This window comes from uncultured Campylobacter sp., from assembly GCF_938015785.1.
Taxonomy (GTDB): Bacteria; Campylobacterota; Campylobacteria; order Campylobacterales; family Campylobacteraceae; genus Campylobacter_B.
In genome coordinates this window covers 1-14,373 of record NZ_CALLWC010000029.1, presented here as the reverse complement: position 1 = coordinate 14,373, position 14,373 = coordinate 1, and the positions used below count along the sequence as shown (strand labels likewise).

Sequence of the window (14,373 nt, the reverse complement as noted above, 5' to 3'; positions counted from 1 at the left end):
ATTTTAGAATTTTAGAATTTTAGAATTTTAGAATTTTAGAATTTTAGAATTTCGCGGCGCGCAGATTAATAGACAAATTAAAACGCGCCGCAGCAAGTGGTGCTAGCAGCTAGTTTGCAGCGTCTTGGAGCTCTTCTTCGATCTCGGAGTTGCTTTTTACGACCATGCCTGAGCCATGAATGACGCTAGGCATGCAGGATGTGCAGATATGCACCGTCTCGCCGTTTTTATGCGCCTTGATAAAGACCGCATTTTCATCGTCGCTGCTTTTTAGCGAACATATATTGCAAATGTAAATATCACCTGATTTCATAGAAATCCTTTCTTAAAAAATTTTGCACTATTTTATGAAAATTTCAAAATTTTTCATTGATTTTAGTTAATCTTTAGCGATTTTTATTGCGGGCGCTTTCGTCTATCAGCACTATGTGCGTCAAAAAGATGATGAAAAATAGCTGGAAAAATAATCCTACCAGCGGGATCAAACACAGCAGATAAAAAATAAAAGCGCTTAGGGCAAATTTATATCCGCCACCCATTTTATAAGAGCGCTCGAAGCTTTTCGCGCTTAACGCATTTGAAGCGACGTCGATTAGAACCAGCTTGTAATAGATATAAAAAAACGGCACGTTGATTATAAATAAATTTATTACCGGCACAAACAAAAGCACCGAGCAGATGAATAAGATCGCTAAAAATTTTAAAATTTCAAGGCTCATTAGCTTCAGTACTCGCGCCGTGCTCGCTTCATCCGCGCGGATTAGGCGGTAGTGGCGGGCGTTGATCTCTTTAGTGACTGCGGGCGTCAGAAATCCTGCTATGATAAGCGCACAAAACACGCTAAGCATCAGTACCGCAAAGCTGGCAAACACCGAAAAAATCGCGCCGATAATCCACTTCGTAGCAGCAAAGCTTAGAATTTTTGCAATTACCGGGAAGCGCTGCTCGTCCAAGAAGCTAAAATCGCCGCTTTGCGCGCCCTGAGAAAGTGCGTCAAAAAGCTCTTTGCCGCCGAAAAACGCGAGCGTGCCTAAGATTATGAGCGAGCACACAAGTGGTAGTAGCGAGAGCAAAATAAATTTGCGCGTAAAAAAATCCTGCTTCGCCAAATTAAAAATTCTACCCATGTATGCTCCTATTTGCGTTATTTTAGCGACTTTTGCGACGGAATTTGAGCTTGGCTGCCGCACCGCGCCTCATCAATCCGCTCGCTTGGCTCATTCGCTTGCTTTAGCCGGCTCATCCTGCCTTATAATACGAAATTTATGCTTTGATCGCTCGCCCGCGTTTAATCTGCTTGTTTATCGTGTGTAAAAAAGAAACTAGATCTAGCTTGGTTTTTACCTGTTGCAAATATTTATTTGCTTGCTGCGCGGAATTTTGCCTCTTATAAATGAGCTGGCATTACGTAAAATTTCAGGCTCAAAATTGTAAAATTCCAAACCAAAGCCCTTTTTTAAAATTCGCCTGCCGAAATTTTATAGATGAAATTTCAAAATTTCAAAGGGAAATCTCGCGCGCAAACCCACGACTTCACTTCGTCGCGTCGTAGATCTTTTGCAATTGCTCGTAAATTTCGTTTGCGCTTACTGCGCCTTTTGATAGCACCTCGATTAGCACCTCGTTATCCTCAAGGTCTCCCCAGATTTTGCGGTAGTCGCCTTCTTTGTAGCCGTTATTTTGGCGGAATTTATTTAGCACGTTTTTGCCGATATATTTGGCAAAAAGTATGTCTAAGCTCACGCCACATTTAATCGCGACGCGAAAAAAATCGGTCAGTAGCTCACCGATTTGCAGCTCAAAGCCGCTTGTTTCGTGGATTACTAGCTCGATGTCGTTTACGATTTCGTAGATGCTGTATTCGCGCACGTCGTAGGCGTAGGAGCTAAACTCCGCAAATCCGCTTACTGCCGTGACGTCGCTTACGATGTGATCGATGTCTTTGCCGCCGTAATATTGCTCTAAAATATAACTCATCACGAAGTGCCAAATATCAACGATCTCGATGACGATATTATTCACGTCCGGCGCTGCAGAGATATTTTTCCAATGCTTCCACGCAAAGCTATCGATAAGCTCTGCACATTCCATGTAAATGCAGCGCTTCCAGTTGATAAGTTTGCCGTTTTTTGTATAGCCGTCCTCCCAGCCCACGCCATTTGTTTCGTCGTTTAGGGCTTGCTGCATCAAAAACATCTCTTTTACTTTTTTATAATTTTCCATAAAAATTCTCCTAATTTTGGCTCGCGATTATAGCTAATAAAAGAAAATCATTGTATAATTTAGCAAAAAGGAGGCTTAAAATGTGTGCCGCTCAGGATAAATTCGACGAGTTTTTAGGCAGGATGAAGCTCCTATCTCTCGGAGTTTTGCGCAATAATCTGCCATATTGCTGCAGTGCATTTTATGCCTACGATCCGCAAAATAAGGAGCTCATCATCGCAAGCGCGAGCGACTCCGAGCATATCAAAGCAGTCTTTGCCAACCGCGGAGTTGCGGCTACGGTCGCGCTGGATACGAAATTTGTAGGTAGGATCAAAGGCGTGCAGATTTGCGGCCATATCCGTAGCGCGGATGAGCGCGAAACCTCGCTATATCTTAAGCGCTTCCCGTTTGCGCGCGCGATGGAGACCGATTTTTTTACGATCAGAATCGATTGGATGAAAATGACCGATAATACTCTAACTTTCGGCAAAAAGCTAATTTGGGAGCGCTAGCTCGCTAAGAATACCATCTATTTATATTTTGCGAAATTTTAAACTTGCAAGACTTAAATTTTATCTAGTAAGATTTTGAAATTTGCATAAATTCTATCTTGCCGGTTTTTTCAAAGAATTTCACCATAGATCCGCTTTAAAATTTCCGCTCGGTTGGTTTTTGGAATTTTACAGCATGGAATTTAGCGTAAAATTTCATTTTGCAAGCTGAGGTTGTCGCAAATTTTATTTCCTTAGAAGCGGAGCCTGCCGCATAGAATTTTACATGAAAATTTTAAAATTCTAAAATTTAGCTTTTCAAATTTAGCCTGGCGCTCAAGCTTAGCTCTGCCGCTCCCTGATTTCGCTTACTAGTCGTCCGCCGATCGCGTAGTCGTCAGTGGATATTTCATCTATCGTAACTACCGTGGTTTTCTCGCCCCTACCCAGCACGGCTACGAGGGCATCGGTGAGATTCTTGACGAGCCTTACTTTTTGTTCACGACTTAAGCCGCCGCGCTCTTTGGTAATTTTAACGTTTATGTAGGGCATTAATTCTCCTTAAAATAAGCGTAATTGTAGCTAAAATTTCGTCTGTGCGCCTAAAAGTGCGAAATTTTATGTTAAAATCGCCGTGATCTAAATTTAAGGAGAAAATATGCCATTGTTAGATAGTTTTAAGGTCGACCATACCCGCATGAATGCCCCTGGCGTGCGGCTCGCAAAGAGCATGCGCACCAAAAGCGGCGATAAAATTAGCGTCTATGATCTGCGGTTTTGCCGTCCGAATTTAGAGATTATGAGCGAGCGCGGCACCCACACGCTGGAGCATCTTTTCGCGGGCTTCATGCGCGAGCATCTAAATAGCGCGGACATCGAGATCATCGACATCTCGCCGATGGGGTGTCGCACGGGCTTTTATATGAGCGTGATCGGCGCGCCTAGCGAGAGTGCTGTCGCGGCGGCGTGGAGCACGAGTATGAAGGATATTTTGGGCGTGGGCTCTCAAGCAGAGATCCCCGAACTGAATAAATTTCAGTGCGGCACTTTCGCGATGCACTCGCTAGCAGAAGCTAAACAGATCGCGCAAAATGTGCTAAATAAGGGTATCGGCGTGATCAAAAACGACGAGATTGCGCTGGATCCAAGCAAGATAAAATAGTTTTGAAATTTAAGAGATAGTGCAAAATTCTAACGCTATCTCTTTGAACTCCCGCTCGGCTCGTGATCAGTATGTTACGCGCTATAAAAACATTATCGTAAAATGTGCAAAAATTCGAGGCGCAAAAATGCGTATCTGCTAAAACAAGCCGGAGGTAGCATCTATTTATAAACCGACTTGGAGCTTGCCGTAAAGTCTGCGCCATGCGAGGTTTTTGATAAAAGCTACGATTTGGCTTTAAGCTGGGTGGCAAAAGCGCGTAAGCAAAGCTCATATCAAATTTAATAAATTTATCTAGCAGAGCAGTTTTAAATTTAGAAGAATTTTTAAAATTCCGTCTTAAATTAAAGCCGAAATTCTATCCGCAAATACCATGCTTATGCGCCTCTTACTTTTAGATGCGATCTCAATCCTCAAAAAAAAAATCGTATAGCAAAACGAGAATTTAGAGTTTTTATTTAAGGTTGCGTTGCGAGTTTGGCGCTTGAAATTTCACTTTCGTTGCACGAAAAGAATGCTAAAATTCTGCCGAAACCGCGCCGGATGCGGTGAACTTAAAGGAGCGAAAATGCAAAGAATTTTTCATATAAAAGATGCTATTTGTAGCGACGAACGAGCTGTAAAAACGACATTTTTTACTACGGAGGCCACTTGCGGCGCGGTTTGGATCGTCAAACGCGGCCAGGTCGTAGCGCCGCATATTCACCCAGACGGAGATGACGTGTGGATCTGCTTAAGCGGACGCGGCGTGTTTTATCCGAGAAAGGGCGAGGAGGTGCCGATCTGTGCGGGCGATCTAATCATTTCCAAAAGCGGAGAGTGCCACGGTATGAAAAATACGGGCGATGAGGATTTTGTGTTTGCAAGCGTTACGGCGCCGATTCCGTGCGGCTACGAAGCGATTTGAATTAAAATTCGCCAGAGATTTTGTGGCATTCGTAAAATAAATTAGCGTCGCAAAGAGTTAAATTAGAATTTGTCCGTAGCGTTAAATTTCATAAATTTAGCCGCGCTTTTGTACAATTTCAAGTGCCGCGCAATCTGCGGCGAGATTAAATTTGAGGCAAAAGATGTATGAGGATTTTACGCAAGAGCCAAAGGATGAGCGCGCGCAAAAGAAGCGCAAAGCTAGGGCGCGCAAGGTAGAAGCAGATCGTAAGCCGGTGCGAGACGCGCCTCGGGGCATGCCGCTTTGGCGCAAGATCGCGCTTGGCGCGACATTTGTATTTGCGGCTTTTAGCGTGCTCGCTCTGTTTGCGGTTATAAATTCCGCAGACGACTACTCGCCGCAAGAGCAGATCAAATACAGCGATTTTTATAAAAAAGATGGCGAAATTTACGCCCTCGTGGTGGGTGCGGGCTATTTTGCGATACCGGGCGCGGACGCGGCGAGCTTTCGGGTTTTGGATTTCGGCTCCGGCTACCGCTCCAACGTCGCCGCGGATAAAAACGCCGTATATTGCGGAAACATCGCGATGAGCGAGCTGGAGCCCGCGCGCACGAAAGCCGTGGCGTTCGGATACGTAAGCGACGGGCGGATTAGTTATTTTTGCGACGGCGAGGCGGTGCCTAACGACGCGCTGGGAGCGCTTAAACTCACTTATGAAACCTTGGCGCATATCTTTTGGGATGCGCCCAAGCCGCAAAGCTACCTCTATAAATTTAAACGCATGGACGCTACGGATCTGCGCCAAATCGCGGGCGTGTATTACGCTGCGCAGGGCTCTTGCGCGTTTTATAAAGGAGAGGTTTTACCCGGCGCCGATGCCGCGAGCCTGCGCCAGATAGAGGGAAGCGATGGCAGAGCGAGCGACGTTTATGCCGCAGACGGCGCGAACGTGTATTTTAAAAACCTGCGCCTTGACGCGCGCGATAACGGCGGGCATTACGAACTTTTGAGGCAGTGGTTGGACTATTTTTTGTGGGATGCGAAAAGCGGCGACGTTTTTGCGAATGATTTAAAATTTGACCCCGCCTCCGCGCCCTATACTCCGCTAAATAGGCAGCTTGAGCACTCAAACCATCTACTTTTTGCAGCTTCCGGCGGCATCTATTATTTCGACGAGAACGACGGAAAGCAAAAGCGCGCGGCAGACAATCCATTCGCGGGCGAGGTTCGCGCGCTTGGCGGCAGCGTATTTCAAAGCGGCGAGCGGATATATTTTTTAGAAGGCGCCGAAGTTTGGGGCGGCGGCCGCAGCAGTCGTAGGCTGGTCGCTCGCAAAAGCGGGCTTTTCGCGCTCGAGCTGCCGCATGAGTGGCGCAGGGTCGGCGGCGTGCACGGCGGGCTATATGGCTGGGTCTATTCAAACGGCGGGCGATTTTTCTACTTTGACGATCTGGGCTCTTCGCAGCTGATAGATCGGTGCATTTATGAGATCAGGGATCTAGACTTGGTTGAAATTTTGCTTCAAAAAAGCGGCCTTGGCACGAGTAAAATTCGCGAGATGATAAAGAGCGGCGGGCTTGAGGCGGTGGACGGCGAGCTGCTTTTTGAGGTAAAGACGCGAGTGGAATTTTAGTCGCGATGGACATTACCTGGACGCTAGAAAGCGTTGCTAAATTTTAAAATTTGATTTTGCGTAAATTCATGAAATTTAAGCGGCACTGCGGGCTTTGGTTTAAATTTTATCGCAAATCGCCTTTAGAGCAAGTGCGCAAATTTCGTTTCGCGCCGCCGCGACGACGCGCGAAATATTTTATATCGGTCGCGATCTTTGCGTCACGGCGCGCTTTGATAAGACGTCGCCGTAAATTTTATTTTAGCGCCGCAACTTTCGTAAATTTCGCTAGCAGTGTAGGTAACACAGCGACAGAGCGTAAATTTAAAAGCCTCAATCGTAAGCTACGCGCATAAAATTTGCGCGCCGAGCTTACGGGATAAAATTTAACGGCTTGGATTCAAAAGTGTAAATCTCTTTTTCGATATGAAATTTAACAAAGCAAGCGCGAACCAAGCGGCGCGATCAAAGCGCCGTTTTGCGAGCAGATGGGCCCTAAGCGGCGCCGAAAGCGAGCATAGGATGTGAAGCGCTATTTTATAAATCCGCTTGCTACTACGCGGTCGCGCTCGTCATAAAAAACCGCGAGCTGCGCCGGAGCGATGCCCGCTGCGGGCGCGGACAGCACGGCATGCACGCCGTCCCTTTCACGCGGCGAAATTTTAACGGGGAGTTTGGCGCTGCGGTAGCGGATCTTAACGCCGAGACCAGGCATATTTAAAATTTCATCCTTGCTTAAAAAAGCATTAAAATTTTCGGTGTCGAACTCGTAGGTCGCTAGCTCCTCCTTGCCGCCCACGACGATCTCGTTTTTGTGCGGGTTGATGCTTAGCACGAAGTGCGGCTCATGCGCGCCGTGGACCGTAAAACCGCGGCGCTTGCCGATCGTGTAGTGCATGTAGCCCTCGTGAGTGCCGATGGCGTTGCCCGCGCGGTCGCGCACGATACCGGGCATTTTGGTGCCCGTATGACGGTTCAAAACGTCGATGTAGGTGGTGTCCACAAAGCAGATCTCGCTGCTTTCACTCGCAGAAGCGATCTGCGAAAGCTCCGCATAGGCGCGCGCGGCCTCTTTGACATCCTTTTTATACATCCCTCCAAGCGGAAAGAGCATAAACTCAAGCGCGGCGGGATCGATGTTTGCTAAAAAATAGCTCTGATCTTTGCTAATATCTGCGGCGGCTTTTAAAAGCCCGTCCTCGATGCGGACGTAGTGCCCGGTAGCTAGACGCTCAAAGCCTTGCTCGCGCGCAAATTCCAAAAGCTTGCCGAGCTTTATGCGGCGGTTACACAGAGCGCAGGGATTTGGCGTAAGGCCGCCGATATAGGCCTGCACAAAGGGCTCGTAAACGTCGCGATTAAAATCATCCTGCAGATCCAAAATGTGGATTTTTATACCTAAAAACTCGCCCACCTTGCGGACTTTGGCGATGTTCGCCTCGTGATAGCCGGGCTTTGCGTGCAGCTTCATATAGCAGCCCTGCACCTCGTGCCCCGCGTCTTGCAGCAGCTTCGCGCACATCGAGCTATCCACGCCGCCGCTCATCGCGACTAAAATTTTCATTCGTTCTCCTTACGTCGCACATCCGTTAAAATTTCATCCACTCTGTCGCAGAGCTTAAAATTTTGCAGATCGCTTTCGTTTATCGCGCCAGATTTTAGCAGCGAAGTGCGGAAAAACTCCATCAAAGGCGCGTAAAATTCCTCGTCGTAAAGATAGATCCGTGCGCGCTTAAAGCCCGTCTGCACCAGCACTAAAATTTCAAAAAACTCATCCAGCGTCCCAAAGCCGCCAGGAAAGATGACGAAAATTTCGCTGTTTTCGATGAGAGCACCTTTGCGCGGCGCAAATGCCGAAAATTTCGCGCCCTGCGTCAAAAAGCCGTTGCTTTTTTGCTCAAACGGCAGCATGATGTTAAAGCCCACGCTGTGCGTTCTTGCTCTCGCAAATGCGCCTCGGTTGGCGCCTTGCATAATGCCGCCACCGCCTCCGGTGATGATCGAGTATCCTAAATCGGCAAGCCCCTCGCAGAGCTTTTGCGCGTCTTTTACGTAGCGATTATCCTCGCTAAAGCGCGCCGAGCCGAAGATCGTGGCACTTTTGCCCACGTTTTTGAGATTGTCGCGGGCGATTTTGATGTCTTTTAAAATTTCTTTTAACTGCATGATTAATCTATCTTTTATGTATATTATTTAAAATTTTAGCTTTAAGAATAGCATTAAATTTTTAAAATTCCGTTTAAAATAGTAGAATTTACGTAATTTAAAATCTCGTTGTAAATCATACTAGGTTGCTAAGCTTTCGTAAAAATCCGCCGACGCCGCGGTAAGCGTTCATATCGATCGGCTCGCAGCCCTGCTTGCTCAAAAATCGCGAGACGCTCTGTCTAAGCGCGATGGTAGCGGGTGAAAACGGATAGTGCGAGTTAAAAAGCGCGCGATTTTGTGAGCAGATGGCTACTTGTTTGCAAAACGGCACAAAGCCTAGCAGTTTAAAGCCCAGCTCGCTTATATTGCGGTGCGCGACCGACTTTAGATTTTCGTAGATCATCACGGCATCATCCTCGCTCGCGGTGAAATTTAGCAAAAACAAAACCTCTTTTTTGCTCGCCCCAAGCGTCTTTAAAAGCGCGTAGGTGTTGCTTATCGAGCAGGGTTCGTTCGCACACAGCACGATATTTTCGTCGCCAATGCTCAAAAAATCTCCAAGATACTCAAGCCCCGCATCGATCAAAATAAAATCGAAGATTCCCGCATCTTTCAGCTCGCTTGCGAAGCGAGCGGGGCTTTCGTGAGCCTTTGCGTTTGCGGAATTTCCGGCTTTTTCGGGATTTGATGAGCGGGCGGAATTTTTCATTTCATCTCCACTTGCGGAATTTTGAGAATTCTCGTCAGGGATTGAATTTTGCTTGGTGAAATCATCGCTTTTAAAATTCTCTAGACTTTCTGTTTCTGTAAAATTCCATCCATCTTCGCAATTTTGCGGCTTTTTGGCTGCACAATTCGTAGAATTTTTTGCAGCGTTTGCTATCGAATTTAAAGCGGCGGAATTTTCTGAGTTGTTTTTGCCATTAGAGCTCGTGAGTTTTTGCGCGTAATTGTACGAGCCGCCACTTTCGTCGTCTTGCGAGCCTTGCGCGCTACCTATAGAATTTTGCATGACGTAATCGTCCGCGCTAGAGCTTACGTTTTTGATAGAATTTTGCGCCGCAGAATTCGTGCTATTTGCAGAATTTTGCGAGGACACGGGATTTTGTGAAGCAAGCGCGGGCGAAACGAGCGTTAAATTTTGCGAAATTTTTACTGCGATGGCGCTTGGCAGCGAAATCCTCTTTCTTTGCAAAGCGTTTAAGATGATCTCTTGATTGTTTAAATTTGGCGCTTCTATGATCGCCGTGCGGTAGCCCTGCTCGCTTAGAATTTCGGCGAAATTTGCTACAATCACGCTCTTGCCGACTCCGCCCTTGGCGCTTAAAAAATTTACGATTTTAGTTTGCATATCAGTCCTCTTTTAAATTTCATCGTTCCAAGCGGCAAAATCACGCTTATGCGTTCGTTTACTCCGGGATGCGGCAGAGCCAGCCTGTCGCCCGGTCTTGCTTTTGCGCTTGCGTATAAAATATCCACGTCCAGCGTGCGCGGCGCGTTTTTAAAGCTTCTTTTGCGCCCAAATCGTCGCTCCGCGCGCTGCATGATTTTAAGCAATGTAAGCGGTGGCAGAGAGCTTTGCACGAGCATTACGGCGTTTAAAAAATCGGGCTGATCTAAAAAGCCAAACGGCCTGTTTTTTAAGATCAAGGAATTTTGCGCTACGAAAAAGCGCGCGTCGCTTTGTAAAACGCGATAAAATCGCTCGAAGCGCCGCCTGACATCTCCTAAATTTCCGCCGAGTCCAATCAGGTATAAATTTTTAAAATTTCCGCGCTCGCGGCGTCTCATCGGAAAAACGGCGCTTTTTACGACGCACAGCGCGTCCGCGCACTCGTAAAATCCGTTTTCCTTAAGTCGCACGTTCACCTGGCTACCCTCATAAAATTTCAGCCCCATTTTCGCGCACGACCACGACGTCCTCGATGCGCACGCCAAACTCGCCGGGTAAGTAAATCCCAGGCTCCACGCTAAAGACCATCCCCTCTTTTAGCACGGTATCTTCGCGCTTTGAGATGAACGGAAGCTCATGGATATCGACTCCGACGCCGTGTCCGGTGCTGTGGAAAAACGCCTCGCCAAAGCCCTGAGCGGCGATAAAATCCCTAGCCGTCGCGTCGATCTCGCGTGCCTTTTTGCCGGGCATAACCGCCGCGATCGCCAGAGCTTGCGCCTCTTTTACGATCTCGTAAATCTCTTGCCGTTTGGCGTTTTTAAAATTTTGCTCCTTGCCGAAGTTAAAATTTTCGTCAAAGCACGCCGTGCGCGTCCTATCGGAGCAGTAACGGTTAAATTTAACCCCCGCGTCAAGCAGGAGCAAATCGCCCTGCCGTAGCCGCTTTTTACTCGGCAGAGCGTGCGCTTTAGCGGCATTTTCGTTGATCGCGACGATAGGCGAAAAGCTAAGCGCGAGCTCGCCCTTTTTCTTAAAGATGAGCTCGGCGTTAAAAAATAGCTCCTCTTCGCTCATCCCTTCGCCGCTAGCGCGCACGAACGCGGCAAATTCGTCAAACCTCTGGGCGCCTAGCTGCGCCGCTTGCTTTAAAATTTTTATCTCATCCTCTGATTTTATTATGCGCGAAATTTGCGAAAAATTCGCCCGTGCCTTAAATCTTATCCCAAGCCCCTTGCTCAGAGCTTCCCACTCGCCCGCGCTAAAATCATACGGGTTGTAGCTAAGCTCCTTTACGCCGGCCTTTCGCAAAAACAGCCGCGCGTCTTTTATCAAATTTCGCTCGACCTCGATAACCTCGGTATCTTTGCAAAGCTCGCGCGCCTCGATGCTATAACGCGCATCAGTGAGGAAAAATTTGCGCCCCGAGAGGCTAAAAAATACCGCGTTGTCGCAGCTGTATCCGCACTCGTGGTAAACGGCGTTTTCGTCCTTTAGGATAAAATTTTTCAAATTTAATCCCAGTCCTACTCGGCTTTCTGATCGGCTCTGGCTGCCTTGATCTGCTCAAAAATTTGAATCATTCCGATCATTGCCAGATGGTATCCCACGGGACCGAATCCGATGATCTGACCCGCTGTTACGGGCGCTATTAGACTTTTTTGTCTAAGCTCCTCTCTGCGAGCGATGTTTGAGATATGCACCTCGATCACAGGTAGGCTGACTGCGGCGAGCGCATCTCGGATGGCGAGCGAAGTGTGCGTGTAGGCGGCGGGATTGATGATGATGCCGTCGCAGGTGCCGAAGCACTCTTGGATCTTATCGACGATCTCGCCTTCGAAATTGCTCTGGAAAAATTCGATCTCGTTGCCGCTCTGATCGGCGACCGCCTTCATCTGTTTATGGATGTCCTCCATCTTCATAACCCCGTAAATAGCGGGCTCGCGCATACCAAGCATATTGATATTCGGTCCTTGAATCACCATAATTTTCATTTTTACGTCCTTGTTTTGAAATTTAAGCAAAAATTATAACCAAAGCGAGCTTATTTTTTACTATGACGCTAAATTTGCCCGCTCAAGCCCAAGCGATAAAATTTTATCTTTAAATTTAGTGCGAAATAGAATTTTATGCTAAAATCACGCGCTGTTTTAAATAAGGAAAACGATGAGAATTTTAAGGGCGAAGTGGGTTCTTGCCTGCGATGAGAATTTTAAAATTTTAAAAGAGGGCGCGATCGTCTTTGATAAAAAGATAATCGAGGTTTGTGCCTTTGCTCGTGCGGCGCGCAAATACCCGCAAGCAGAAATTTTGGACTTTAGCGGCGATATAGCAATGCCTGCGTTTATAAATCCGCATGTGCATTTGGAATTTAGCGCAAACAAAGGCACGCTGCGCTACGGCGATTTTTTGGATTGGCTAGGCAGCGTCATCGCCTCAAGGCAGCAGCTGGATGCCGCGGCACGCGGACGGCTAATCGCGGAGCAGATCGCCGCGATGATGCGAAGCGGCGTGGGCACGATCGGCGAAATTTCAAGTTTCGGCGGCGAGGCTGAAGCTTGCGCGCAAAGCGGTATCAGAACCGTGTTTTTTAATGAAATTTTAGGCGCGAGCAAGGACGCTGCGGCGGAGAATATTTTGAAATTTAAGCAGCGATTTGAGCGCGCAAAGGCGCTCGCAAGCTCGCTTTTTATCCCCGCCGTGTCGGTGCACTCGCCGTATTCGGCGCACCCGCAGATTACGAAGTTTGCGACGAAGCTTGCCCGCGAAAATGGGCTTGTTATAAGCACGCATTTTATGGAGAGCGCGTATGAGCGGCAGTGGTTGCGCACGGGTCGCGGCAAATTTAAAGCCCGGCTTGCTAAATTTAACCCAACGCCCGCGCCTTTTTACTCGCCCCGTAGCTTTGTAGCGCATTTTAGCGGGCTTCGCACGCTCTTTACGCATTGCGTTTGGGTGGATGATTTTAGCATCTTTGATCCGAAGCTCCACTCGATCACGCACTGCGCGCGCTCCAACCGCCTGCTTAGCAAGAAGAGGCTGAGTTTTAAAAAGCTGCTCGCAAGCGGACTTAATTACAACATCGCTACCGACGGGCTTAGCTCGAATTTTAGCCTAAGCTTTTTAGACGAGCTGCGTGCAAATTTAATGATGCACGACGAGCTGGGCTTGGCGGAACTAGCGCGGGCGTTACTTTTAGGCGCGACTAGAAATGCGGCAGCCGCGCTGGGGCTAAATTTGGGCGAGCTGAAAGAGGGCAAGCTCGCCGACATCGCCGTTTTTGAAGGCATTGAGTGCGACGAAGCTCAGCTGCCGCTACAGCTCATTTTGCAGAGCAAAAACGCAAAATCACTTTTTATCGAAGGAATGAAATGCAATTTCTAAAGAATATCTTTGCGCCGATCGGCGCCGTGCTCGGGTTTATCAACAAATACTTTAAATCCCTGATTTTTCTGCTTATTTTGTTTTTGATTTTCGCTAGTGGCGAAAGCGCGCAACAAAAGGGTGCGAATCTCGCTCAGCTTTCGCTAAGCGGCGCGATAATGGACGATAGCGAAATTTTAGAAAAGATCGAAACCCTGAAAAACGACGAGGCGATCAAAGGAGTGCTTCTGCTGATCGATAGTCCCGGCGGCGCACTAAGCCCGAGCGTGGAAATTTCGCTGGCTATCAAATCCCTAAACTCGCGCAAGCCGGTCGTCGCCTACGCCAAAGGCACGATGGCGAGCGGCAGCTACCTAGGCGGCGTGTGGGCAAGTAAAATTTACGCAAATCCGGGCAGCTTCATCGGCTCCATAGGCGTGATCATGCAAGGCTTAGACGTGAGCGAAGCGGCCGCTAAGTTAGGCTTTGCCGAACAGATCGTCAAAGCGGGCGAGCTCAAAGAAGCGGGCACGATGATGAGAAAATGGAGCGACGCGGAGCGCGCAAGCCTGCAAGCTCTGGTGGATGAGAGCTACGAGCTATTTACGCGCGAGGTGGCGCAGGCGCGCTCGCTGGATCTTAGGAAGCGCGATACGTGGGCGAATGCGCGAGTGTTTTTGGCTAGCGGCGCCAAAGGCGTCGGGCTCATCGACGAGGTGGGCTCTTTAGAGGACGCCAAGAGCGCGCTCATAAAGGCTAGCGGCGTAGTAGATCCGATCTGGCAGGAGCCTTCGGCGTATGAAAAGATGATGGACAAGCTGGCAAATAAAAGCGAGAGCTTGGTGCGCGGGGCATTCGGCGCGAAGCTGATGGCGTATTAGAATTTTAGAAATTTTAAATTACGAGGGAATTTTAAGAGTAGAATTTTGTATGCGAAAGCTACACCGGATTTGATTGCTTTTAAATTTCCTCGCTTTTCCATTTGGCGTTTCTTTAAAATTTTACCTTTTTTGTGAATTTTTCTTTGTTTAAGAACTCTTCATTTTTCTACTAATTATTCAGCCCCCTTTAAGCATCGCTCTTGTATAATCACAATTCTGTTTCGCACCG

The 14,373-nt window shown here is 47.8% G+C and carries 16 protein-coding genes; 6 read left to right on the top strand and 10 right to left on the bottom strand.

The features are described 5' to 3' along the window. Window positions 1-109 precede the first annotated feature (109 nt). The 3 genes from Q0393_RS03960 to Q0393_RS03950 all read right to left on the bottom strand — a co-directional run bounded on the left by Q0393_RS03960 (window position 110) and on the right by Q0393_RS03950 (window position 2,223). Entirely contained in the window at window positions 110-313 is a 204-nt protein-coding gene (locus tag Q0393_RS03960) for a hypothetical protein (RefSeq protein ID WP_005869903.1), read from the bottom strand. Between the two features lie 73 nt (window positions 314-386). Continuing rightward, window positions 387-1,127, bottom strand: a complete 741-nt coding sequence (locus tag Q0393_RS03955; RefSeq protein WP_298978039.1) for an EI24 domain-containing protein — start codon at window positions 1,125-1,127, stop codon at window positions 387-389. Between the two features lie 406 nt (window positions 1,128-1,533). Then, entirely contained in the window at window positions 1,534-2,223 is a 690-nt protein-coding gene (locus Q0393_RS03950; RefSeq protein WP_298978038.1) for a dUTP diphosphatase, read from the bottom strand. Between the two features lie 80 nt (window positions 2,224-2,303). Between Q0393_RS03950 and Q0393_RS03945 the strand changes: the two genes are divergently transcribed. Then, window positions 2,304-2,717, top strand: a complete 414-nt coding sequence (locus tag Q0393_RS03945) for a hypothetical protein (protein ID WP_177386822.1) — start codon at window positions 2,304-2,306, stop codon at window positions 2,715-2,717. A 321-nt stretch (window positions 2,718-3,038) separates the two neighbouring features. Here Q0393_RS03945 and Q0393_RS03940 read toward each other — a convergent pair whose 3' ends face one another. Then, a complete protein-coding gene (locus Q0393_RS03940) occupies window positions 3,039-3,248 on the bottom strand; it encodes a 4-oxalocrotonate tautomerase family protein (RefSeq protein ID WP_298978037.1) in 210 nt (69 codons plus the stop codon). A 106-nt stretch (window positions 3,249-3,354) separates the two neighbouring features. On the opposite strand from Q0393_RS03940, the gene luxS reads away from it, so the two are divergent. From luxS to Q0393_RS03925, 3 genes are all read left to right on the top strand, one after another. After that, entirely contained in the window at window positions 3,355-3,858 is a 504-nt protein-coding gene (gene luxS, locus Q0393_RS03935; protein WP_298083480.1) for an S-ribosylhomocysteine lyase, read from the top strand. 568 nt (window positions 3,859-4,426) lie between these two features. Then, window positions 4,427-4,765 carry a cupin domain-containing protein gene (locus Q0393_RS03930; RefSeq protein WP_298978036.1) on the top strand — a complete coding sequence of 113 codons (339 nt, stop codon included), beginning with the start codon at window positions 4,427-4,429 and terminating at the stop codon, window positions 4,763-4,765. A 163-nt stretch (window positions 4,766-4,928) separates the two neighbouring features. Continuing rightward, on the top strand, window positions 4,929-6,380 hold the full coding sequence (locus Q0393_RS03925; RefSeq protein WP_298978035.1) for a DKNYY domain-containing protein: 1,452 nt from the start codon (window positions 4,929-4,931) through the stop codon (window positions 6,378-6,380). Window positions 6,381-6,891: 511 nt separating this feature from the next. On the opposite strand, the gene mnmA is transcribed toward Q0393_RS03925, so the two are convergent. The 6 genes from mnmA to aroQ form a co-directional block, all read right to left on the bottom strand. Next, window positions 6,892-7,923, bottom strand: a complete 1,032-nt coding sequence (gene mnmA / locus Q0393_RS03920) for a tRNA 2-thiouridine(34) synthase MnmA (protein ID WP_298978033.1) — start codon at window positions 7,921-7,923, stop codon at window positions 6,892-6,894. Beyond that, entirely contained in the window at window positions 7,920-8,525 is a 606-nt protein-coding gene (locus Q0393_RS03915; RefSeq protein WP_298978032.1) for a TIGR00730 family Rossman fold protein, read from the bottom strand. The genes mnmA and Q0393_RS03915 overlap by 4 nt, the downstream gene beginning before the upstream one ends. A 115-nt stretch (window positions 8,526-8,640) precedes the next feature. Next, window positions 8,641-9,858, bottom strand: a complete 1,218-nt coding sequence (locus Q0393_RS03910) for a hypothetical protein (protein ID WP_298978030.1) — start codon at window positions 9,856-9,858, stop codon at window positions 8,641-8,643. After that, window positions 9,840-10,376: a 2-amino-4-hydroxy-6-hydroxymethyldihydropteridine diphosphokinase gene (folK, locus tag Q0393_RS03905; RefSeq protein ID WP_297881763.1), complete on the bottom strand. Its 537-nt coding sequence runs from the start codon at window positions 10,374-10,376 to the stop codon at window positions 9,840-9,842. The genes Q0393_RS03910 and folK overlap by 19 nt, the downstream gene beginning before the upstream one ends. Before the next feature lie 10 nt (window positions 10,377-10,386). Beyond that, window positions 10,387-11,412, bottom strand: a complete 1,026-nt coding sequence (locus Q0393_RS03900; protein WP_298978028.1) for a M24 family metallopeptidase — start codon at window positions 11,410-11,412, stop codon at window positions 10,387-10,389. Between the two features lie 14 nt (window positions 11,413-11,426). Then, window positions 11,427-11,894, bottom strand: coding sequence for a type II 3-dehydroquinate dehydratase (gene aroQ, locus Q0393_RS03895; RefSeq protein ID WP_298978026.1), 468 nt, complete (start codon window positions 11,892-11,894; stop codon window positions 11,427-11,429). Between the two features lie 172 nt (window positions 11,895-12,066). Between aroQ and Q0393_RS03890 the strand changes: the two genes are divergently transcribed. Both Q0393_RS03890 and sppA read left to right on the top strand, forming a co-directional pair. After that, a complete protein-coding gene (locus Q0393_RS03890; protein ID WP_298978024.1) occupies window positions 12,067-13,284 on the top strand; it encodes a metal-dependent hydrolase in 1,218 nt (405 codons plus the stop codon). After that, window positions 13,272-14,144: a signal peptide peptidase SppA gene (gene sppA, locus Q0393_RS03885; protein ID WP_298978022.1), complete on the top strand. Its 873-nt coding sequence runs from the start codon at window positions 13,272-13,274 to the stop codon at window positions 14,142-14,144. The genes Q0393_RS03890 and sppA overlap by 13 nt, the downstream gene beginning before the upstream one ends. Window positions 14,145-14,373 lie beyond the last annotated feature (229 nt).

Coding starts and splice junctions, on each gene's coding strand:
- Q0393_RS03960 (WP_005869903.1), bottom strand. CDS start 313: ATGAAATCAGGTGATATTTACATTTGCAATATATGTTCGCTAAAAAGC.
- Q0393_RS03955 (WP_298978039.1), bottom strand. CDS start 1,127: ATGGGTAGAATTTTTAATTTGGCGAAGCAGGATTTTTTTACGCGCAAA.
- Q0393_RS03950 (WP_298978038.1), bottom strand. CDS start 2,223: ATGGAAAATTATAAAAAAGTAAAAGAGATGTTTTTGATGCAGCAAGCC.
- Q0393_RS03945 (WP_177386822.1), top strand. CDS start 2,304: ATGTGTGCCGCTCAGGATAAATTCGACGAGTTTTTAGGCAGGATGAAG.
- Q0393_RS03940 (WP_298978037.1), bottom strand. CDS start 3,248: ATGCCCTACATAAACGTTAAAATTACCAAAGAGCGCGGCGGCTTAAGT.
- luxS (WP_298083480.1), top strand. CDS start 3,355: ATGCCATTGTTAGATAGTTTTAAGGTCGACCATACCCGCATGAATGCC.
- Q0393_RS03930 (WP_298978036.1), top strand. CDS start 4,427: ATGCAAAGAATTTTTCATATAAAAGATGCTATTTGTAGCGACGAACGA.
- Q0393_RS03925 (WP_298978035.1), top strand. CDS start 4,929: ATGTATGAGGATTTTACGCAAGAGCCAAAGGATGAGCGCGCGCAAAAG.
- mnmA (WP_298978033.1), bottom strand. CDS start 7,923: ATGAAAATTTTAGTCGCGATGAGCGGCGGCGTGGATAGCTCGATGTGC.
- Q0393_RS03915 (WP_298978032.1), bottom strand. CDS start 8,525: ATGCAGTTAAAAGAAATTTTAAAAGACATCAAAATCGCCCGCGACAAT.
- Q0393_RS03910 (WP_298978030.1), bottom strand. CDS start 9,858: ATGCAAACTAAAATCGTAAATTTTTTAAGCGCCAAGGGCGGAGTCGGC.
- aroQ (WP_298978026.1), bottom strand. CDS start 11,894: ATGAAAATTATGGTGATTCAAGGACCGAATATCAATATGCTTGGTATG.
- Q0393_RS03890 (WP_298978024.1), top strand. CDS start 12,067: ATGAGAATTTTAAGGGCGAAGTGGGTTCTTGCCTGCGATGAGAATTTT.
- sppA (WP_298978022.1), top strand. CDS start 13,272: ATGCAATTTCTAAAGAATATCTTTGCGCCGATCGGCGCCGTGCTCGGG.